The sequence below is a fragment of the Psychroserpens jangbogonensis genome (assembly GCF_000797465.1).
Taxonomy (GTDB): domain Bacteria; phylum Bacteroidota; class Bacteroidia; order Flavobacteriales; family Flavobacteriaceae; genus Psychroserpens; species Psychroserpens jangbogonensis.
In genome coordinates this window covers 304,943-327,658 of the sequence record NZ_JSWG01000015.1, presented here as the reverse complement: position 1 = coordinate 327,658, position 22,716 = coordinate 304,943, and the positions used below count along the sequence as shown (strand labels likewise).

The following is a 22,716-nucleotide window of genomic DNA, read 5'->3' as shown; positions in this document are numbered from 1 at the left end:
CCAATTAAGGTTCCTTTTTATTTAATTCTACTAGGCTCCGTAAGGAATCCAAATGTTTTTTATCTGACTTGCATTTTTAAGAAATTCTCCACCTTCACCTTGGGCCTTATCTAACCAGTTCCTATACTTGCCATAATTTACCCAAGTTCGTTTCATATTATCCGCTGATAATAATTCCATATCCTTACAGCTTTCTTTGCTACCAAAATACCAAATAGCATCTACATCATCATGTTTCGCCAATACTTGAGCTAATTCATCTTTTTGACCTGTAACAATATTTATTGCACTTCCTGGCACATCTGATGTTTCCAAAATTTGATAAAAATCAGTTGCAGAAAAAGGTGATTTCTCAGACGGTATAACTACGACATTGTTTCCCATAGATATCGCTGGAATTACAGTTGAAATAAAACCTAACAATGGAAAATCATCAGGACAAACAATTCCCATAACACCAAACGCTTCTGGCATAGCCAAAGTAACATTTCTATGAATAGTATGATGAACGTGACCATCATACTTATCTGCTAAAGCTGCATAAGTATAAATCCTTTCAATCGACAAATCAACTTCTTTTAATCCGTCAGCTTTACTTTGATTGGTCATTTGAACAATTCTACTCGCAAATTCATCTCTACGAATTGCCAAATTCTCAGCCATATAATACAATACCTGCGCTCTTGCATGACCAGTCATACTAGTCCATTTGCTGCAAGAATGAGCGGCTTCTACTGCGTTTCTAATATCTTTACGATTACCCTTTGAAACTTCACCTATATATTCACCATTTACACCACTAACAACTTCGCTATAGCCTCCATCTGGCCTAGATTGTTTGCCGCCAATATACATTTTAGTAGTTCTATCTATTCCTAAGTTCGTATTTGATTTTTTAAGAGTTCCGTTTGATTTATGCTTTGATAATGAAATTGGTTGATCTGAAAAAGACGCTTCGATTTTTGGTTTTAAATATTCCATTAATCCTTCCTTTCCACCTTCTCTACCAAATCCAGATTCACGATAACCTCCAAATCCAGCGGCAGCATCAAACACATTTGTGCAATTAATCCAAGCAACACCTGCTTTTATTTGTGGTGCTATATCTAAAGCCAGATTAATATTTTCTGTCCAAATACTGCATGCCAAGCCAAATCTAGTATTATTGGCCAGTTTTACAGCTTCTTTATGAGATCTGAATGTCATTGCGACTAAAACTGGACCGAAAATTTCTTCTTGTGCTATCGTTGCAGATGGTGAAACTTCAGTAAACATTGTTGGTGGAAAGTAATACCCTTCTTTTGGGCATGACCAAGATGGTTGATTAATAGTATTACCTTCATCAACGCCCAATTTCACCATTTTAGTAATAGTATCAAGCTGAGCTTTATCGACAATTGCACCTATATCAATACTTTTATCTAATGGATTACCGATTCTTAAGGTTTCCATTCTGGCTTTAATCTTTTTATATAACTTTTCGGCTACACTTTCTTGAACTAATAATCGAGAACCTGCACAACAAACTTGTCCTTGGTTAAACCAAATAGCATCAACTATACCTTCCACTACACTGTCTAAATCTGCATCATCAAAAACAATAAAAGGAGATTTACCGCCAAGCTCTAAAGACAATTTTTTTCCTGAACCAGCAGTTGCTCTTCTTATAATTTTGCCTACTTCTGTTGAACCTGTAAAAGCGATTTTACTAATATCATTGTGATTTACAATATCTGCTCCTGTTTTTCCATGTCCTGTTACAATATTTACAACACCATTTGGCAAACCTATTTGCTGACAAATCTCTGCAAAAAGCAATGCTGTTAATGAAGTTGATTCCGCTGGCTTTAAAACCACAGTATTTCCCATTGCAATAGCAGGTGCTATTTTCCAAGCTAACATCATTAAAGGAAAGTTCCATGGAATAATCTGTCCAATTACTCCAAGTTCTTCATAATCATTTAATTCTGAATCTCTTAATTGTGCCCAACCAGCATGATGATAAAAATGTCTTGCTACTATAGGAATATCAATATCTCTAGTCTCTCTAATTGGTTTTCCATTATCCATAGACTCTAAAACAGCAAATAGACGAGAATGTTTTTGGATTTGTCTTGCTAAAGCATAAAGGAATCTAGCACGTTGATGTGAACCGATTTTCACCCATTCTGGTAATGCTTTTTTTGCAGCAAAAACAGCCCTATTAACATCAGTTTCATTGGCTTCAGAAATTTTTGCCAATTTTTTCTTGTTTGAAGGATCAATGCTGTCAAAATACTCTCCAGATGATGGTGCAACCCATTTTCCGTTAATAAATAATTTGAATTTTCTTTTATGACTTTCTAAAAAATGAATGGCTTCATCTGCACTTTCTGGTGCTGGTCCGTAAGTCATTGAATTGTATATTTCTTTAATTTCCATGCGTTTTTTATTTATGCCATTGGGTGTCTAAATGATGCAGAATACCTTCCTGTCACATAATGTTCTAATTGTCTTTCAATATCTCCTAGTAGACTACTAGCTCCAAATCTAAATAAATCTGGGGTTAACCAATCGTCACCAAGTTCTTCCTTGATTAATACCAACCAATTAATAGCTTGTTTAGCTTTTCCGATACCACCTGCTGGTTTAAAACCAACTTTGTAGCCTGTTAATTCATGATATTCTCTAATGGTTCTAATCATTACTAGACTAACCGGAATAGTAGCATTTACAGGTTCTTTACCTGTACTCGTTTTTATAAAATCTGAGCCAGCCATCATGCTAACCCAACTTGCCTTTGCTACTTTAGTATATGTTGGAATTTCTCCAGTAGCTAATATGGTTTTCATATGAGCATCTCCACATGCTTTTCTACAAGCAGATACTTCATCATATAAGGTCTTCCAATCTGAACGTAATACTAAATCTCTACTGACAACAATGTCTATTTCTGTTGCGCCTGCTGCCACAGATAATTCAATTTGTTTTAATCTCTCTTTGAGCGGAATATTACCTGCAGGAAATCCTGTAGATACGGCTGCAATAGGTATAGAACTTCCAGTTAAACCTTTTTTTGCATCCTTAATAAAGTTGTGATATACGCAAATTGCACCTGTTTGGATATGAGCATCTTTCATTCCCATAGCCTCCAATAAATCTAACCTAATTGGTGACTTTGCTTTAGCGCAAAGCCTCAATACGTTACTTTCTGTATCATCACCAGCAAGAGTTGTTAAATCAATACAACTCACGGCTTTTAACAACCAAGCCGCTTGCCACTGTTTCTTAACAGATCTTCGTCCGCTTAATGTAGCTGCTCGTCTTTCAACAGCACTTCTATTTACATTTATATCTTCAAATAGACTTGCATCGAATGGAATTCCTTCATTACGTTTATGATGCGGTTGTGTGTTTTTATTTGACTTCATATGTTTCACCTTCATTGTTGCATTTAGAATACAACATATATCTTTTTTATATTTTAAAAATAACTAATTCGGTAGTATTTACCTCATAGTTTTAAGTATTAATGTTTTTTCAATAGGTTTTTCTTCACTGATTTTATACGCTAAATCCAAAAGCTCTTCAGCTTTTTTAAATGAGGATTCATCATTCGAAAACAATTCGGCCAATGCCTCTCCTTTTTTAATATAATCACCAGTTTTCTTTAGCAATCGTATTCCAGCTCCAAAATCAATAACACTATCTTTTGTTTCTCTACCAGCACCTAATTTTACTGAAGCTAATCCAACATCCAAAGCATTTAGGTCACTTAAAAAACCTTCTTCTTTCGAAGAATAAATCCTTTTATGATCAGTTGTTGGAAGCTCTTCTGTATGTTCAATTGAATTAACATCACCTCCTTGAGCTTTTACAAATTCTTTGAATTTATCAAATGCTTTTCCAGAGTTAATCAATTCTTTTAATTTCAAAACAGCCTGTTCGTGACTTTCTGATACTTTTCCTAAGACAAGCATATGACCACCTAATTCTAAGCAAAGTTCTGTCAAGTCATCTGGTCCGTTACCTTGTAAGGTATTTATTGCTTCTTTTACTTCTAAAGCATTTCCGATAGTATATCCTAAAGGTTCACTCATAGATGTAATAACAGCTATAACTTCTCTATTCATTTTAGCACCAATATTAATCATTACTTGTGCTAATTCCTCTGCATCTTCAAGTGTCTTCATAAATGCACCATGTCCGACTTTTAAATCGAGAACAATAGCATCTGCTCCACAAGCTAATTTCTTACTCATTATACTTGAAGCAATTAAAGAAATATTATTTACTGTTCCTGTAACATCTCTAAGCGCATATAATTTTTTATCGGCAGGTACCAAATTTGCATTTTGACCACACACGGCAATATTGTGAGATTTGACATTATCGATAAATTGTTCTTTTGTCATATTAACAGAAAGCCCACTTATAGATTCCATCTTGTCCAAAGTTCCTCCAGTATGGCCTAAACCTCTACCAGACATTTTTGCAACAGGAACTCCTGCTGCCGCAACCAATGGCGCTAAGACTAGAGTCGTTTTATCACCAACGCCTCCTGTACTATGCTTATCTACTTTAATACCTTCAATAGCCGATAAGTCAATCAAATCACCAGATCTCATCATCAAATCAGTTAAAATAGCAGTCTCCAGACTATTCATACCTTTAAAATAAATAGCCATTAAAAATGCCGAAATTTGGTAATCAGGAATTTCACCAGAAATAAAACCATCAATAATTGACGTAAGTTCTTCCTTATTTAATTCAAGACCATTCCTTTTTTTGACAATTAAATCTACCATAGTATGTTATTGCTACTATTAGAAAGCAGCATGAAGACAAAGTTAAAGAACAAAAGTCTAAAATAAAATGAAGTAGTTTATCTAAAAAAGTTAATCTAGATTAACTTTTCCCTTCACATCTTAAACTGTTTTTTAATCTTACTCAGAAATTCTTTTGATATGCCTAAATAGGATGCTGCCATATATTGAGGAATACGTTTCTCAATTTCGGGATATTGCTTTGTGAATAAAATATATTGCTCCTTGGCTGAAAGGCTAAAGTTTGAAACAATTCTTTTTTGGGAAGCTACAAAGGCTTGTTCTAATATCAATCTGAAGAAGCGCTCTAGCTTAGGAATTTCCTTAAACAGAACTTCTTGATCTTCAAATGATAATTGAATTAACTCAGTATTCTCAATACATTGAACATTATAATCTGAAGGTTTTTGAGACACAAAACTTCCAATTTCTGAAGCCCACCAGTTTTCAATTGAAAACATAACAATATGCTCTTCACCAGTATCGTCAACATAAAACGTTCGTGTACAGCCCGAAATAACGAAACCACTATACCTACAGACGTCTCCTTGTTGCACAACATATTGGCCCTTCAAGTATTTTCTTATATTAACTCTTTCGAGAATAAGTTTCGATTCAAGCTCACTAAGAGTGACATACTTGTTTATGAAATCAATAAATAAATTCGCTTTGTTATCTATCATTTTATGATGCATTCTAATAGGAAAAATGGCCGAATCAAAAGTAAATCTCAGCCATAGTATAAATGTATTAAAAAGATTATAGAATCTTCATATTTAACTTTCATTTAGTTTCAGTCGTATATCATTTGATTATATTTGATTTTTACAAAATTCAATTAAAATGAAATATTTTCTAATCGTAGCCTTTGCTTTAAGTTTTATTATACCTGTAAATGCACAGGAAAAAACTAAACCTTCAACAACAACCTATTATCTTATTCGACATGCGGAAAAAGATAGAAGTGATAAAACGAATAAAGACCCTAATTTAAAAGAGGAAGGAAATAAAAGAGCCGTAAACTGGAGTAAAGTGTTTGAAAACGTAGACTTTGATGCTGTATATTCTACACAGTATAATCGTACAACGCAGACTGCTCAACCTACTGCAAAAATGCAAGAATTAGAGATTCAATCTTACGATCCTAGAAATTTATATTCTGAAGAATTCGCTAAAGCTACTTTCGGAAAAACGGTCTTAGTTGTTGGTCATAGCAATACAACTCCTGTTTTTGTAAACGCTATTTTAGGAGAAAAAAAATATGAAAATATGGATGACCATGATAATGGCAGTCTATATATCGTAACTATTTCTGAAGACCATAAAATTGATCAAGTTCTAAAGATTAATTAACGGTTACATTCTCTAATTCTATTTTAGAAAGCAGTTTTAATTCTCCTGTTTCAAACAGGTTTGGTAGTTCTGAAAGTGCAATTGAAGCATCTTTCGGTTTATAATTATTGTAGTCTACAAAACGGATATCATTAATATATCGCTCATTATAGGCTTCTCTAAAACGCAGGCCTAATCCATCATCTTCGACATAAGAATACGCGAGATAATCTAATTCAAAGGTCTCTACATTTATCCAATATAGAAATACATCTTCAAAATCTTCTCCGCCTCCATCTTGATTAAAAGTTACTTTAACAGTATGATACCATTGCTTATTAATTGACACATCATCCAAAAGTGTTTTGTTAACAGCTTTATCATTTAAACCATATGGCAATACTGAGAAATAATGTACCGAGTTTACAGAAGCTGAATATTTAACTTTCATAGAATCTTCAACAAAAATAGTCTCGTTATCATTTATATATCGAACAAATTCATCATTACTTAAAACATCAAAAACTGAATCGTTATTAGTTTCAATAGTAATGCGCATTAATGAAAAATCTCCCAGATTTCTATGTGCAGAATAATGCCTGTCTCTAAAATCGAAATCAATTATTGAAGATATTACTTTAGCACTTCCTGAGACGTCTATAGATTTGTTTACAATAGTTTCGGCTGAAAGTTTTTCGGTTTCAACGTTTTTACAATTCAGAAGAAAAAAAGATAGAACACTTAATATTACATATTTCATTTTAGCATATTTGCTACTTAAGTCGTAAAACTAATACTTTAATAACAGTTAAAAATAATTACCTTTGCTCTCTATGCAAAAACCGGTTAACATAAAGAACAAGAAAGCTAAGTTTGAGTACGAAATTCTCGATACTTATACAGCTGGTATTGTATTAACTGGAACCGAAATTAAATCGATTAGGGAAAGTCAAGCCTCTATTGCAGAAAGCTTTTGTGAGTTTAATGATCGAGGTGAATTATTTGTAATCAATATGACCATTCAAGAATATGTCTATGGGAATTATTACAATCACAAGCCAAAAGCCGAACGCAAATTATTACTCAATAAGCGTGAATTAAAAAAGCTTGAGAAAGAAGTCAATGTTAAAGGTAATTCTATCATTCCACTACGTCTATTTGTAAATGAAAAAGGATTAGCAAAACTCGATATTGCCTTAGGAAAAGGTAAAAAATTGTTCGACAAGCGTGACACAATTAAAGATCGTGAAAATAAGAGAGACTTAGATCGTATCAAGAAAATTTACAATTAAAAGAAATCTTTTGGTATCATAATTGTAGCAGAACATTTAACAATTACATTAGTTTTATTTATGATTGTTTAACAACCGACATTTATTTAAATGTCTATGTTTGACATTCGCTAGGCAACCTTTTCAATAAAAAGTGCGTCTATGTAATAAATACCATCAATCAACTCTATGAAAACACTATTACTCTCTACCATTGCATTATTATGTGCATTCACTTCATTTTCGCAAATAAAAGGAAAGGTTACCGATTCTAAAAGCAACCCCTTACCATTTGTAAATATTTTTATCGATAATACCTACAAAGGCACAACTAGTAATGAAGAAGGTAATTATGAACTCAACATTACAGAGCCAAATACTTATACTGTTGTTTTTCAATACTTGGGTTATAAAACCGTAAAGAAAACGGTTACTATTGAATCGTTCCCGTTCAACCTTGACGCTGAATTAGCTGACGAAGAAATTTCGTTAAACGAAGTGGTTATTACCGCAGGTGAAAATCCAGCAAATATTATTATAAGGCAAGCCATTGCTAAACGAAAAGAAAATCTTGAAAAGATTAAGAGTTATAAAGCAGATTTCTATTCTCGTGGATTGATTCGTATTAAAGATGCACCAGAAAAAATTCTCGGACAAGAAGTTGGAGATCTTGGCGGTGGTTTGGATTCTACTAGAAGTGGTGTAATTTACCTATCTGAAACCATTTCTAAACTTGAATTTTTACGTCCAAAAAAACTTAAAGAAAAGATTGTTGCCTCAAAGGTAAGTGGTGATGATAAAGGTTTTAGCTTCAATAATGCGATTGATGTAGAATTTGATTTGTACTACAATACTATAGAACTTGGAAACCAAATTATCTCTCCTATTGCCAATAATGCATTTGGTTATTATCGTTATAAATTAGAAGGTGTTTTTTATGATGATAAAGGTCACCTCATCAATAAAATTAAAGCAACTCCTCGACGTAAAAACGATCCTGTTTTTGAAGGATACATGTATATTGTTGAAGATCAATGGACGATTTATGCAGCCGAATTAGATATTACTGGAGTACAAGCGCGTCTTCCAGCAGTTGACAAAGTAACTATCACTCAAAATTATTCATTCTCTGAACAAGGTGATATTTGGACAAAAATTTCACAAAATATCGACTTTAAATATGGTTTATTTGGTATTAATGGAGATGGTAGATTTACTGCAGTTTATAGTAATTACATAATTAACCCAGGACTTACACGTAAAGATTTTAGTAAAGAAATAGTATCCTTTGCTGATGAAGCAAATAAAAAAGATTCTATATTTTGGACGTCTATTAGACCTGTTCCATTAACCGCAGAAGAGATTACAGACTATATCAAAAAGGACAGTATTCAAATTGTAAAAGATTCTAAAGTCTATAAGGATTCTGTTGATCATGTGAATAACAAGTTTAAAATTGGCAACATCATTGGTGGCTATACATTTAGTAATACCTATGAAAATTGGAGTGCAGGAATTACATCTCCACTTGAAGCTATTAGTTTCAATACTGTACAAGGTTGGAATGGAAACGTTGGTGGTTTTTACATGAAAAATTTTGATGATTTTAAACGTTATTTTTCGGTAAATGGTAATATCAATTATGGTTTTAGTGACGATCGATTACGAGGCACTTTATCTACAACGTATAAATTCAATAATACAAGTCGACCTTTTCTAACTATTTCTGGAGGAATTGAGGCCACACAGTTTAATGGGGCAGAACCAATTTCAAGATTTGAAAACTCTATTGGTTCCTTGTTTTTTGAAGACAACTACATGAAACTTTATGATCGTAGTTTCGCTCAGGCTAGCTTTTCTGAAGAGTTATTTAATGGATTTAGATTTTATACGACGCTAAGCTATGAAAGGCGAAAAGCTTTATTTAACACCTCTGAGCAAGTGTTTTTTCCGGAAGGAGATGATGTTTATACAAGTAATAACCCATTAAGTGAATCTGCTTATGACATTGCACCTTTTGAAACTCACAATATTGTTAAGCTAAATGTGTTAGCTCGAATTAATTTCGGACAAGAATATTTGAGTTATCCGGATAGTAAATTCAATATTATAAAAGACAAGTATCCTACCCTATTAGTTGGTTACGAAAAGGGATTAGGAGCCACAGTTGATGACTATAATTTTGATCAAGTAAAAGCAAGAATCTATCAATCATTTAACGTGTCAAACAAAGGTAGATTTAGCTATAACATTAGAGCTGGTAAATTCTTTAATGGTGACGATATTTCGTTCGTAGATTTCCAACACTTTAATGGAAATCAAATTCATGTAAGTCAAAAAGGAAACTACACCGATGTCTTTAATAATTTAGGCTATTACGATTTAAGTACCAATGATTCGTATTTAGAAATGCATGCAGAACATGATTTTAACGGATTCATTTTAAGTAGAATTCCCTTATTAAAAAAGCTGAATTTTAATTTAGTAGTTGGTGCTCATGCGTTATCAACTCCAGATAACAAACCATACCAAGAATACTCTATTGGTTTAGATAATATTGGTTGGGGAAAATGGCGTTTCTTACGAGTGGATTACGTACGTTCTTACCAAAGTGGTTTTGCTAGCGATGCCATTGTGTTTGGTTTAAAATTCTTTTAATAAAACTTAAATTTTGACAAACAATTCGATACGACAAGGAACCTGGTTGCAACATCATTGGAAATGGTTTGTTCCTACAATCACTGTTATTGTGTTTTTGATCCTATTCTTTTCTTCTGGAATGAATAAGGTCGCTTCAGACTTAAGTAATGCGTATTCAGATACTGAGTTATATAATGATGCTTTAGAAAAAGTAAAAGCGAATAATGCTGCTATTGCTGTTTTAGGAGAGATTAAACCCATAGATAAACTTGCCATTTTAGAAGGTCAGGTCAGTTATTCTGAAAATAACACATCTGTAAAATCATCCATTCGAATTATCGGCTCAAAAGGAAAAGCTAGACTAGATATTATTGCAAACAAGGTAAATGCTGAATGGGTTTATAAAACAATTACTGTTCGAGTAAAGCAACCAAAAGACAAAAAACAAACTATTGCTATTGTTTCAGAAAATTAGCTTCTGTTAGTGTTTAACTCGTTTAAACGTTTCCTGTAATCCTTCAGAAGAAACATTTAAAAAGTATAATCCTGAGGCTAGATTTGAAGTTTCTATCTGCGCCTGATTTTGAAACTGAGCAACTTGCTTTCCGAAGATATCAAAAAGCTTGACATCAAATTCAGCAAACTGAGATTCAATAGTTAGAACATCACGAAAAGGGTTTGGATATATAGAGAAATCTATATGCGTAGATTCATCAATTGACAATGCATCAATAATCTGAGTCATTACCGTGTTAGTAATTATATGGCTGTTAAAATCGAAAAAAATATTTGCCTCATTTTAAAAAACATCATCAACAATAACATTGCTTTTTGGTTTTACTTTATATGCAATATATCCATGAGAATTTGGGTCATCTAAAGTGCTATCAGGCAAATTAATGTAATTAAAAATAAATGAAATAGTATTACCATTATTAATCTCTACTCTATTATCATGACTACTACTCTTAAGTTCTAAAGTATTCCAATCTAATTTATCATCTAAAATATTTGTGCCTTTTAGATTAATAGCTTCAGATGTACCTGCATTTTGAAATCTAATGATGTAGTGTAAATATTTATCAATATCATTGATATAAGTTTCTTCTCCTTCTAAAACAGTAATATCATTTGGATCAAATGAGTTCACAACACGACATTAAAACTCCTAGTATATGGAGAAAAGGATGCTTTTGAGAAAGCAACGAATTAAAACTAGCTCTTTTGAATAACGAAATCATTAAATAAAAACACTGTAATTACCTTAAGCAGATGTATATTTTGGATTGATAAAATTGCTGGTTTTTTTATAACAGATGATAATTTATTGAGCAGCAATTCCCCTAGGTGTACTTTGAACTGGAATACCTACACCATTATTTAAAAGTGCCCCATTAGTTGGATCAAAAACAAAAACAACATCATTACCTTCATCAGTAGCAAAGCCCATTGTACCATCACTCAATATGGCAACCGCATAAATATACTGAGCATTTGGTATATCTATATCTGTTACCACCTCAGTAGCTGTATCTACCATATGTATAACAGAGCTATGTGATGCTACAAATAATTTATTGCCATCAGGAGATATAGCAGCATTTCTTCCCCAAGCATCTATAGTAGATTCAATGGTATTAGTATTGGTATTAATTTTAGTTAAGTTATCACCTGTAGCTGTTATATATACAAAATTTCCGTCTATAGATGAAATAGCATAGCGTGGTTCTCCTCCTACGTCGATATTAGTAATAAAATTTCTACTATTTACATTAAAAACTGAAACTGTACCATTCCCTCTATTTGCAATATATGCTTTACCATTAGCAACACAAATACCTTCAGGTGAAACGATATTAAGATTATGAATTTCGTCTACAATAGTATTTGAACTTGTGTCAATTATAGAGATAGAACCTGAAAAACTACCTACTCCTTGTTTATTTATAACCCATACCTCATTATTATTAAGTGTAAAAGCTACAGCATAAGGCTCGTGGAAACTATAATCATCATAAATCTCGTTTGTAACAGTTTGTGTATTAGCATCAATTACTAATACATTATTGCTGAAGCGACCAGGAACATAAACAGAATTACCATCTGAACTGATTCCTAAATTACGAGGTTCATTTATACTCGCACCAATTTGAGAACCAGTTAATTCAATTACATTACTAAAATCACTAGCATCTATTACTGAAACTAAACCTGCGTCCACACATGAAACAAACACATGGAGTTGTGCTTCAGGTATTTCACTTATAATTGTTTCGAATTCATCATTACAGCAACTTGCTGTAAAAAAAACAGTTATAATAAATATGCACATATTATATATCGACTTCTTCATGTCTTAATTATTTAGGTATTTTATTTATTAAATTCATTAATTTATAACCAATTGTAATACTTATTACATTGTTTTTTGTGTCAGGAACTCCTTCATTATCATTAATAGAAGATAGCCCCAAATTATAACGAGCATCAATCAAAATATTCTTTTTTGATTCCCAACCTACACCAAATGAAGCCGAAAAATCTACTGATTTATAGGCTTTAGTATAAGATTGCTCTTTATATTTCTGTTTTAAAATGGGATGATAATTTGATTTAGCACATAAAAGAAAACCAATTTGTGGACCAGCTTGAAAATTAATTCCAGAATTTAATGAATACTTAAAAAGTATGGGTACATTTAAATATGAGAATTTTCCATAAAGGTCTTCATTGTCAAATGTAATATCGGCTCCCTGTTGAGAGAAAGTAAATTCAGATTGAATTGAAAAATCAGAAAAATCAAATAGAAAGAATGCACCTCCTGTAAAACCAGGCCGTTTAGAATAACTAGTCAATGAATTATTTACATCTTGAGTTGATAAATTTAACCCAGATTTTATTCCAAAATAAATGTCATTTTGAGACCAAATAGAAGAAGAACTAATGAAAATTGCCAATAAAAGGATTAATATTTTTTTCATTTTTGCGTGTTTTAAATGATTTAAAAATATCTTTACCCTAGCAATTCTTTGCTTAAATATAGTGAAAAAAGTTTTATTATCCTATTCAACAAGCAGTTAACTGCTTGTTATAAATTTATTTTAAGTCTGAGAGGTGTAATTCAATCGGGTTTTATTATTTGCTTCGTAGATTTTTATCAAATGTTGAGTAACTCCTTTCATGATAACTAAATATATTTCTAATTTTTATCTTCAAACAAAGGCACAAATCGAAACTCACCATTGTGATGCTGTTTTATTTGGTTTGAAGTTCTTTTAAAAGAGTCAATTTTTAACACCTAGTTTTTAATCAGTTTAAAATTTTCCTGTAATCCTTCAGAGAGAACACTTAAAAAATATAATCCTGAAGACAGACTTGAAGTTTCAATCTGTGATTGATTTTGAAATTGAGCGACTTGCTTTCCAAAGATATCATAGAGTTTTACATTAAATTCAGCTAACTGAGATTCAATAGTTAACATATCACGAAACGGGTTTGGACCTACAAAAATATCAAGAGATTCATTTTCTACTACACTCAACAAATCACAATCTGGATTAATTGTAGATGAAGAAGAAAACGAACCATTCGTTGCTGACCAATCTTCCCAAATAGCTCCTTGTTCATTTGACCAATCTGTTAAGTCTATATAATTTTCACCGCCATAGAGTCCTGGGATTTTTGCAACCTTAATTGCTTCTCCTCCTTGATTCCATGTTAGTGGTTGTCCATCAACACAAGTTTCTGGCATAGAATCACCAACACAATTAGCCTGTAAAAAAAATGCAAACTCTGGATAATCAGGATATTCTCCATACACATAAGCTCTACCCAATTCGTCTATACAAACTGCTGTATATTCATTACAAGCAATCCCAAAGGCACGTGTATTGTTATCAGTTGCATAACGTGCTAAAAATGCTGCATGACGTCCTCTTCTATCTGGATCATCATAATGTGTGTCTGTTATTACATGTTCTAAAAACGGAATATCTAAAAAGTCGTTATAACCTAATGTCATTCGATTATGATACGGATTAGACAAGGCTTGAGCGTTGGTTACTGTTCCATTTTCAGCAGAAAAATAACCACCTCCTAAGATTGCCATTCCTGCACTTGTACCACCAATTACACCTTGTTTAGTGTTTATAAAACTATTAAGTGCGTCTTCCATAGCATTGTCCTTGAAGAAGCTCACATAATCAAATTGATCACCTCCAGCAAACCAAATAGCTTCGGCATTTGCAACTTTTTGAAGCACATAAGCATCAGTTGCTCCAGCTTCGTTATTAATTACAAATGTGGTCACAGAATTAATTGTAACTCCCAAATCTGTATAGAAATAATCATTATAACCATCACTTCCTGAAGCTCTTAAAACCACAACATCACCTTCATTGGCTTTATTTAAAAACCAAATCATTGCATCGTCATTCTCGCTAGCTCCTCCCATCATACAAATACCAAACTCATGATTGGTATCAATATCTGTAGAACTACCAGTAGCATACTCCATATAATTCTGAGCAACTAAAACTTGTGTTAATAATGCAAATAGGAATGTAATTTTTTTCATAAATTAATTTTTATCTTCTAATAAAGGAACAAATCTAAATTCTCCGTATTCATGTTGTTCAAATTCTTTTGGTCCTTTTCTGATGAATAAGGTCATAACTTGAACAGCATTACCAACTGGAATCACCAAACGTCCTCCAATTTTTAACTGGCTCAATAATGGTTTCGGAACAAAAGGCGCTCCTGCAGTAACGATAACGCTATCGAAAGGTGCTTCATCTTCTAAACCAATATAACCATCTCCGAAAATGAGTTTTTTTGCTCTATAACCTAATTTGGGTAAAAACTTACTTGCCTTCTTATACAGTTCATGCTGACGTTCAATACTAAAGACTTTAGCACCTAACAAACATAATACTGCAGTTTGGTATCCACTTCCTGTTCCAATTTCTAAAACTTTATCACCAGGATTAATCTGTAACAATTCACTTTGAAAAGCCACAGTATAAGGTTGTGAAATTGTTTGATCAGCACCAATTGGAAAAGCTTTATCTTGATAAGCGTGATCTAGAAAGCTAGAATCCATAAATAAATGCCTTGGTATTTTCCCAATAGCTTCTAGAACTTTCTCATCTTTTATGCCTTTTGTTTCCAATGTAGCAACAAGTTGTTGACGTAAGCCTTGATGTTTAAATGTGTCTTTCAAAGTAGTTAAGTTTACTAGGTAAAAATAATTGAAACATTTTTATACTGAAAGTTAAATCTCATAGAATTATCAACTATACAATAACAGACATTATTTATTAGAAATTTCACTTAAATAAACTGTGAAAAATCTTATTTTTGTTGAAAACGTAATACAATGCTAAAAGCTGGTGTTCTTGGTGCTGGTCACCTAGGTAAAATTCATTTAAGACTTCTTAATCAATCTGAAAAGTATGACCTCGTAGGTTTTTATGATGCAGATGAAAACAATGCTAAAAAAGTAGTTGAGGAGTTTGGTTATACATATTTTAATACTATTGAAGCTCTTATTGATGCTGTAGACATGGTAGACATTGTCACTCCTACACTATCACACTATGATTGTGCTATAAAAGCAATCGCTAAGGGAAAACATATTTTCATAGAAAAGCCCATCACAAATACAGTTGAAGAAGCTGAACACATAAGAGAGCTTTTATCCAAACATGATATTCGTGGACAAGTTGGACACGTAGAGCGATTTAATCCTGCTTTTATTGCTATAAGGGATCAAGTAAAAAATCCAATGTTCATTGAAACACATCGATTAGCAGAGTTTAATCCTCGTGGTACAGATGTTCCTGTAGTTTTAGATTTAATGATTCATGATATTGATATTATCCTTAGCGTGGTAAAATCTAAAGTGAAACATGTGTCAGCAAGTGGTGTTTCAGTAATTAGTGATACACCTGATATTGCCAATGCTCGTATAGAATTTGAAAACGGTTGCGTTGCTAATCTAACGGCAAGTCGTATTTCATTAAAAAACATGCGTAAAACTCGATTTTTTCAGAAGGATGCTTATATCTCAGTAGATTTCTTAGAGAAGAAATGTGAAGTTGTAAAAATGAAAGATGCACCTGAGCAACCTGGAGATTTTGATATGATACTTCAAAATGCCGAAGGTATCAAAAAGCAAATCTATTTCGACAATCCTGAAATAGCGAATAACAACGCCATTTTAGACGAATTAGAAACCTTCGCAGATGCTATCAATAACAACACTACTCCTATTGTCACACTTCATGATGGCACTGAAGCTTTGCGTGTAGCAACAATGATTATAGATCAATTTTAAACAATAAACATAACACTAGTTTCTATTTTACTGGAAACAAAAATTAAATATAAAATGAAAAATGTAGCAGTCATTGGAGCAGGAACTATGGGTAATGGAATTGCCCACACGTTTGCTCAATCTGGATTTAAAGTACAATTAATTGACATCAGTGAAGCCTCTTTAAAACGAGGTATGGATACTATAGCTAAAAACTTAGATCGTATGGTGGCCAAAGAAAGAATTTCTGAAGCCGATAAACAAACCACCTTAGGTAACATCACAACATTTACTAGTGTAGCTGAAGGTGTTGAATATGCTGGCTTAGTTGTTGAAGCTGCCACTGAAAATATCGATTTAAAACTTAAGATTTTCAAGCAATTAGATGAAGCTTGCCCAGATGACACGATATTGGCAACTAATACATCTTCTATATCAATTACTCAAATAGCTGCAGTAACCTCTCGTCCAGAAATGGTTATTGGAATGCACTTTATGAATCCTGTACCAATCATGAAATTGGTAGAGATTATTCGTGGTTATAACACAAGTGATGAAGTGACTAATACCATTATGGAATTGTCAAAAACTTTAGGTAAAATTCCTACCGAAGTAAATGACTATCCTGGTTTTGTTGCTAATCGTATATTAATACCGATGATTAACGAGTCTGTTGAAACCTTATACAATGGTGTGGCTGGTGTTCAAGAAATTGATACTGTTATGAAATTAGGTATGGCACATCCAATGGGACCATTACAATTAGCAGATTTCATAGGACTTGATGTTTGTTTATCTATACTGAATGTGATGTACGACGGATTTAAAAATCCAAAATATGCACCTTGCCCATTATTAGTAAATATGGTAAGAGCAGGTAAATTAGGTATAAAATCTGGTGAAGGTTTTTACGATTATTCTGAAAGTAGAAAAGCAGAAAAGGTGTCTAAACAATTCGTCTAGCTCTTAACATTAAAGAACAGTCACTATTCCCATAATACTAATATCACTAATTACTTAACTATGGCAAAAGTAATTCCATTTAAAGCGGTACGACCAACAAGAGCTATTGTTGGCTTGGTTGCTGCACGTCCTTATCAAAGCTATACAGTTGATGAGCGTGAATCTCGAATGGACTACAATCCGTATAGTTTTCTTCATATTGTAAATCCTGGTTATAAATACGATCAAGTGATTACTGGTGAAGAGCGTTACAAATTGGTTAGAAATCGCTACTTAGAATTTAAAGAAGATGGTGTTTTTATTCAGGATAAAAAACCTTCATTTTACATTTATAAAATAGTAAATAGACACGGACAAGAATTCAACGGTATTATTGCTGCAACAAGTGCTGAAGATTATGAAAATGATATCATCAAAAAGCATGAAGATACATTAGCAAAGCGTGAAGAGACTTTTAAAACTTACTTAAAAACTGTAGGTTTTAATGCAGAACCTGTGTTACTCACTTATCCTGATAACGATGTTATTTCAAAAATTATAAAAGAGACTCAAAAAGAACATGCCGAATTTGAGTTTACTATGACTTATAGAGACACGCATTATTTGTGGAAAATAGAAAATGAAAATACTATTGCTACAATTCAGAAAGAATTTGAGCAAATGAATACTATTTATATTGCTGATGGTCATCATCGTTCAGCTTCTTCGCATTTACTTTATGACAAAGAGAAAGTCAATAATGCTAATCATAATGGTTCAGAATCATACAACTTCTTTATGTCGTATCTCATTCCAGAATCAGAATTGGTAATTCATGAATTTAATAGAATCATAAAAGACTTAAACGGTTTAAGTAAAGAAGAATTCTTAATTAAACTAGATGCATTATATCGCATTGAAAATAGAGGCGTTATGCCTTATCATCCTTCTAAATCTCATCATTTTAGCATGTATTTAGATGGTGAATTCTATTCACTATACTTAAGAAAAACAAGTTTTGAATTCGACACAGCATTAGATGAATTAGATGCTCAATTGTTATATAAAACTATTTTACAACCTGTTTTAGGAATTGATGATTTAAGAAACGATAACCGCATTGAATATGTAAATGGTAGACATGAAATGACGACTATTAAAAGTAGCGTTGATAGTGGAGAATTTATGGTTGGCTTCGGAATGTGTCCAGCAACGATAGAACAGATGAAGCTTATTGCTGATGAAGGTTTAAAAATGCCTCCAAAAAGCACATACATCTTACCAAAATTAAGAAGTGGCATTACTGTATATGAGTTTTAATTGCTCTACTTTTCGATATCAATTCAATTTCAAATCAAAAGATTTAAGTACTAAATGAGTATAGCAAAAAACCTTAACGATATAAAATCTCAATTACCAGAACAAGTTACTTTGGTTGCGGTATCAAAGACAAAGCCTGTTTCGGATTTGATGGAAGCTTATGATGCTGGACAACGCATTTTTGGAGAAAACAAAATCCAAGAAATGGCTGAAAAGCATGAACAAATGCCAAAAGATATTGAATGGCATATGATTGGTCATGTACAACGAAACAAAGTTAAATACATGGCTGAATTTGTGAATTTAATTCACGGTGTTGATAGTTTTAAACTATTGAATGAAATTAACAAGCAAGCTAAAAAACATGATAGAATCATTAACTGTTTACTTCAAATAAGAATTGCTGAAGAAGATACTAAATTTGGAATGACATCAAATGATGCAAAAGAATTACTTACTTCTGAAGAATTTTCATCCTTAACTAACGTTTGTATAACTGGAGTTATGGGAATGGCAACATTTACAGATGATACTAATCAAATCGAAAATGAATTCAAGCGACTTAAGAACACATTTGAAGACCTAGAACCTATTCAAACTAATAACTGTACACTTCAAATAATTTCCATGGGAATGAGTGGTGATTTTAAGCTAGCAATTAACTACGGAAGCACGATGGTTAGAGTTGGAAGTAGTATATTTGGAGCAAGAAATTATTCAAACTAAAATACAAGCATATTTACGCAATATTAGACATAGAAACTACTGGTGGAAAGTACAATGAAGAGGGAATTACCGAAATCGCTATTTATAAGTTTGACGGTCATAATGAAGTAGATAAGTTTATTAGCCTTGTTAATCCTGAACGAGATATTCAACCCTTTGTAGTTAATCTTACAGGTATTAACAGTAATATGCTAAAAACAGCACCTAAATTTTATGAGGTCGCCAAACGAATAGTAGAAATTACAGAAGACTGTATTATTGTTGCACATAATTCCGAATTTGATTACCGCATTCTTCGTACAGAATTCAAACGGTTAGGATTTGCTTTTAAAAGAGAAACGCTTTGTACTGTTGAGCTTTCAAAACAGTTAATTCCTGATCAACCTTCTTATAGCTTAGGAAAACTAACAAGATCTTTAGGTATTCCTGTAAGTGATAGGCATCGCGCAAATGGAGATGCCATGGCTACAGTGAAGTTATTCAAAATGCTACTTGCAAAAGATTCAGACAAGAGCATTATTAAAAAAAACATCAAGAAATCGGAAGTTGAGAAACGAATAAATACAACCCATAAAACGATAATTGAAGCTTTACCAGCGGTCACTGGAGTGTATTACATTCATGATGTTGATGGTAATATCATTTACATCGGTAAAAGCAACAATATTAAACATCGTATCAATCAGCACTTAACTGACAAAAGCTCTAAATCTAAAAAAATACAATTGCAAGTTGCTTCAGTGACTTACGAAAAAACAGGAAGCGAACTCGTTGCATTACTAAAAGAGAGTGAAGAAATTAAACGTAATAAACCTATTTACAACAGAGCTTTAAGGCGTAACATTTTTACTCATGCGTTATATAGTTATCAAGATAATAATGGGTATACCATTCTAAATATTGATATTGCTGAGGGAGAAACAAGACCAATTACCACTTTTACAAATCGTCAAAGTGCGAAAAGTTTTATGTTTAAAGTTGTTGAAGAATATAACTTGTGTCAAAAACTCACTGGCTTATATAAAACAAAAAGTAGTTGCTTCAATTATTCTATTAAAGAATGTTTTGGAGCTTGTCTCGAAGAAGAACCTTCAGGATCATATAATAATCGTGTAGAACAACTTATTGAAAAATATAGTTACGAAAATAAAGACATGATAATTATTGATAAAGGTAGAGATATCGATGAGAGAAGCGTCATTTACATCCAAAGTGGAGTCTTTAAAGGTTTAGGTTTCTTTGACTTAAATTATCAAATCACAAATATAGAAATACTGCAATCTATTATTACTCCTATGGAAAACAATAGAGATACACAGCATATCATACAAAGTTATTTAAGACGAAATAAACGATTGAAAATTGTAAAGCTACCTACTGAATGAAATTAATTTTTTCTCTCCTCTTAGTTTTTATAACCTCACTATCTTATTCACAATCCGAATACAACTCTGAAGGGTTAAAGGTTACTAAAGCAGATATAGAACAAAAAGTTTTTAGCAAAGATAGTACTGCAAATGCATTAGTGATTTTTGAAGTTGGTAATAGTTATATTGACAATAATGAGTTTAAACTTCATACCGAAATTAAACGCAAACTTAAAATTATAAACAGAGAAGGTTTTAACAAAGCTACTGTAGAAATTGTATTATACAATAATGATTCTGGCAGGAAAGAGATTGTTGAAAATATTATTGCAACAGTTTATAATATTAATAATGGTGTTGTTGAAAAATCAAAACTCTCAAAGGCCGACATCATTGAAGAAAAGTACAACGACAACTACAAGATTGTAAAGTTTACGTTTCCTAACATTCAAGAAGGAAGTGTTATAAACTATAGTTATGATCTTACAACGCCTTTTAAGTACAAATATAGAAGTTGGTCTTTTCAAGAAGATATTCCTACACTATACAGTGAATATAATGCAAGTATTCCAGGGAATTGGGAATATAACATAAAGCTTGTTGGAGGACGCAAGCTTTTTTCGAATGAAGCAGATATTGTATACAGTTGTATAGAAGTAAATGGTGGTGGTTCTGCTAATTGTGCAACCTATAGATATGTAATGAAAGATATTCCTGCATTTATTGAAGAGGATTTCATGACCACAAGATCTAATTACCTTGCTAGAATTGAATATGAGCTAAACGTAGTTAGAAGTTTTGATGGTACAGTTGACAAAATTAATAAATCATGGGGAGATACAGATCAAGAAATCAGAAAGGATACTGATTTTGGTCGAATGATGAATAAAGGCAATATAGCAAGAAATGTATTAGCTGAAACCACTATTAGTAGTGAAAATGATTTGGAAAAAACAAAAGACATTTATGATTATGTAAGAAATAATTTCAATTGGAATGGTGACCATAAACTGTTTAATGATGTTTCTCTTAAAAATCTAGCAAAAGAAAAAACAGGAACAGCTACTGAGATAAACATGTTATTATACAATCTTTTAATCGAGAATGATATTGAGGCTAAACCTCTTTTAATTTCTACTAGAGAAAATGGATTAGTTACTAAAATTTATCCTGTTTTATCAGATTTCAACTATGTGTTAATTCATGTAAATATTAATGGAAAAACTTATCTATTAGATGCTAATAATGATTATTTAAGCTTTGGTCAAATTCCTTATAAATGCCTTAATCAATACGGTCGTTTATTTAATACTAAAAAGGGTAGCTCTTGGTTTGATATTAAACCAAAGGAGACAAGCCTAATGAGTTATCGGTCTGAAATGGAAATAGATGACGAATACAATCTAAATGGGAAGTTTGAGTTAAGAAACACAGATTATAAAGCGTTGTCTTCAAAGAAAGAATATTTCAGTGATTCTGAACAATATTTAAATACTATTGCTGACGCTAAAAATGGTTTAGAATTATCAAATCCAGAATATCATAATTTAACTAAAACGGACTCTACATTTAAGTTATCATTTGATGCTTCAAAATCTCTAGATTTAATTGGTGACAAGCTTTATTTAAACCCTTATTTTATAGCGTTCTTTTCAGAAAATCCTTTTAAACTTCAAGAGCGCAGTTACCCAGTAGATTTTGGATACAAACAAAGTTTTATTTACACGTCTAAACTAAATCTTGGAGAAAACTATTCGGTAGAAGAACTTCCAGAATCAAAAAAAATAAATCTTCCTGAAAATGCCGGCTCTTTAATAACCAATTATAGCATATCAGGTAATTCTGTACTAATTTATTTCAAACTGACTTTTAATAAGGCCATTTACGAACCAATCTTCTATCAATATCTAAAAGACATGATGAAAGATGTTGTAGATATCCAAAAGAACGCAATACTTGTTTTAACCAAAAAGAACTAATCTTTTTAGTACTTTTGA

Annotated in this window: 21 protein-coding genes; 10 read left to right on the top strand and 11 right to left on the bottom strand. The window is 32.2% G+C overall.

The genetic code is table 11. The features are described from left to right. Positions 1 to 30 precede the first annotated feature (30 nt). The 4 genes from RH81_RS15240 to RH81_RS15225 form a co-directional block, all read right to left on the bottom strand. The gene (locus tag RH81_RS15240; RefSeq protein ID WP_033961913.1) at positions 31 to 2,421 is read right to left on the bottom strand and encodes an aldehyde dehydrogenase family protein; all 2,391 of its coding nucleotides are present in this window, start codon (positions 2,419 to 2,421) and stop codon (positions 31 to 33) included. Between the two features lie 11 nt (positions 2,422 to 2,432). Next, positions 2,433 to 3,410 (bottom strand): deoxyribose-phosphate aldolase, encoded by a 978-nt coding sequence (deoC, locus tag RH81_RS15235; protein WP_033962205.1) that lies wholly within the window; start codon positions 3,408 to 3,410, stop codon positions 2,433 to 2,435. A 78-nt stretch (positions 3,411 to 3,488) separates the two neighbouring features. After that, positions 3,489 to 4,787: a pyrimidine-nucleoside phosphorylase gene (locus RH81_RS15230; RefSeq protein WP_033961910.1), complete on the bottom strand. Its 1,299-nt coding sequence runs from the start codon at positions 4,785 to 4,787 to the stop codon at positions 3,489 to 3,491. Between the two features lie 113 nt (positions 4,788 to 4,900). Next, on the bottom strand, positions 4,901 to 5,488 hold the full coding sequence (locus RH81_RS15225; protein ID WP_033962202.1) for a Crp/Fnr family transcriptional regulator: 588 nt from the start codon (positions 5,486 to 5,488) through the stop codon (positions 4,901 to 4,903). A gap of 160 nt (positions 5,489 to 5,648) precedes the next feature. Between RH81_RS15225 and RH81_RS15220 the strand changes: the two genes are divergently transcribed. Beyond that, positions 5,649 to 6,158: a phosphoglycerate mutase family protein gene (locus RH81_RS15220; RefSeq protein ID WP_033961907.1), complete on the top strand. Its 510-nt coding sequence runs from the start codon at positions 5,649 to 5,651 to the stop codon at positions 6,156 to 6,158. Here the strand turns inward: RH81_RS15220 and RH81_RS15215 are convergent. Further along, a complete protein-coding gene (locus RH81_RS15215; RefSeq protein WP_033961904.1) occupies positions 6,151 to 6,897 on the bottom strand; it encodes a DUF6503 family protein in 747 nt (248 codons plus the stop codon). The two genes, RH81_RS15220 and RH81_RS15215, sit on opposite strands and share 8 nt — an antisense overlap. 73 nt (positions 6,898 to 6,970) lie before the next feature. Between RH81_RS15215 and smpB the strand changes: the two genes are divergently transcribed. The 3 genes from smpB (at position 6,971) to RH81_RS15200 (ending at position 10,523) form a co-directional block, all read left to right on the top strand. After that, a complete protein-coding gene (smpB, locus tag RH81_RS15210) occupies positions 6,971 to 7,429 on the top strand; it encodes an SsrA-binding protein SmpB (protein ID WP_033961902.1) in 459 nt (152 codons plus the stop codon). Between the two features lie 168 nt (positions 7,430 to 7,597). Beyond that, positions 7,598 to 10,066 (top strand): DUF5686 and carboxypeptidase regulatory-like domain-containing protein, encoded by a 2,469-nt coding sequence (locus RH81_RS15205; RefSeq protein WP_033961901.1) that lies wholly within the window; start codon positions 7,598 to 7,600, stop codon positions 10,064 to 10,066. Between the two features lie 13 nt (positions 10,067 to 10,079). Next, on the top strand, positions 10,080 to 10,523 hold the full coding sequence (locus RH81_RS15200) for a cytochrome c oxidase assembly factor Coa1 family protein (RefSeq protein WP_033961900.1): 444 nt from the start codon (positions 10,080 to 10,082) through the stop codon (positions 10,521 to 10,523). A gap of 6 nt (positions 10,524 to 10,529) precedes the next feature. Here the strand turns inward: RH81_RS15200 and RH81_RS15195 are convergent, their stop codons facing one another. From RH81_RS15195 to RH81_RS15170, 6 genes are all read right to left on the bottom strand, one after another. Beyond that, entirely contained in the window at positions 10,530 to 10,793 is a 264-nt protein-coding gene (locus RH81_RS15195; protein WP_033961897.1) for a T9SS type A sorting domain-containing protein, read from the bottom strand. A 54-nt stretch (positions 10,794 to 10,847) separates the two neighbouring features. Beyond that, positions 10,848 to 11,198 (bottom strand): DUF7619 domain-containing protein, encoded by a 351-nt coding sequence (locus RH81_RS15190; RefSeq protein WP_033961895.1) that lies wholly within the window; start codon positions 11,196 to 11,198, stop codon positions 10,848 to 10,850. Between the two features lie 174 nt (positions 11,199 to 11,372). Then, the gene (locus RH81_RS15185; protein WP_152604848.1) at positions 11,373 to 12,401 is read right to left on the bottom strand and encodes a YncE family protein; all 1,029 of its coding nucleotides are present in this window, start codon (positions 12,399 to 12,401) and stop codon (positions 11,373 to 11,375) included. 7 nt (positions 12,402 to 12,408) lie between these two features. After that, entirely contained in the window at positions 12,409 to 13,029 is a 621-nt protein-coding gene (locus tag RH81_RS15180) for a porin family protein (protein ID WP_033961891.1), read from the bottom strand. A 317-nt stretch (positions 13,030 to 13,346) separates the two neighbouring features. Next, positions 13,347 to 14,624 (bottom strand): T9SS type A sorting domain-containing protein, encoded by a 1,278-nt coding sequence (locus RH81_RS15175; RefSeq protein WP_033961888.1) that lies wholly within the window; start codon positions 14,622 to 14,624, stop codon positions 13,347 to 13,349. Between the two features lie 3 nt (positions 14,625 to 14,627). Beyond that, positions 14,628 to 15,269, bottom strand: coding sequence for a protein-L-isoaspartate(D-aspartate) O-methyltransferase (locus RH81_RS15170; RefSeq protein WP_033961886.1), 642 nt, complete (start codon positions 15,267 to 15,269; stop codon positions 14,628 to 14,630). Positions 15,270 to 15,425: 156 nt separating this feature from the next. Between RH81_RS15170 and RH81_RS15165 the strand changes: the two genes are divergently transcribed. From RH81_RS15165 to RH81_RS15140, 6 genes are read left to right on the top strand one after another with little or no spacing between them, the layout of a single operon-like run. Further along, a complete protein-coding gene (locus RH81_RS15165) occupies positions 15,426 to 16,385 on the top strand; it encodes a Gfo/Idh/MocA family protein (protein ID WP_033961883.1) in 960 nt (319 codons plus the stop codon). 54 nt (positions 16,386 to 16,439) lie between these two features. Continuing rightward, on the top strand, positions 16,440 to 17,327 hold the full coding sequence (locus RH81_RS15160) for a 3-hydroxybutyryl-CoA dehydrogenase (RefSeq protein ID WP_033961879.1): 888 nt from the start codon (positions 16,440 to 16,442) through the stop codon (positions 17,325 to 17,327). Positions 17,328 to 17,387: 60 nt separating this feature from the next. Next, positions 17,388 to 18,626, top strand: coding sequence for a DUF1015 domain-containing protein (locus RH81_RS15155; protein ID WP_033961878.1), 1,239 nt, complete (start codon positions 17,388 to 17,390; stop codon positions 18,624 to 18,626). A gap of 54 nt (positions 18,627 to 18,680) precedes the next feature. Then, positions 18,681 to 19,352, top strand: a complete 672-nt coding sequence (locus RH81_RS15150; RefSeq protein WP_033961875.1) for a YggS family pyridoxal phosphate-dependent enzyme — start codon at positions 18,681 to 18,683, stop codon at positions 19,350 to 19,352. An 11-nt stretch (positions 19,353 to 19,363) separates the two neighbouring features. Then, positions 19,364 to 20,737, top strand: coding sequence for an exonuclease domain-containing protein (locus RH81_RS15145; RefSeq protein WP_033961872.1), 1,374 nt, complete (start codon positions 19,364 to 19,366; stop codon positions 20,735 to 20,737). Further along, on the top strand, positions 20,734 to 22,698 hold the full coding sequence (locus RH81_RS15140) for a DUF3857 domain-containing protein (protein WP_033961870.1): 1,965 nt from the start codon (positions 20,734 to 20,736) through the stop codon (positions 22,696 to 22,698). Before RH81_RS15145 ends, RH81_RS15140 begins: the two co-directional genes overlap by 4 nt. Positions 22,699 to 22,716 lie beyond the last annotated feature (18 nt).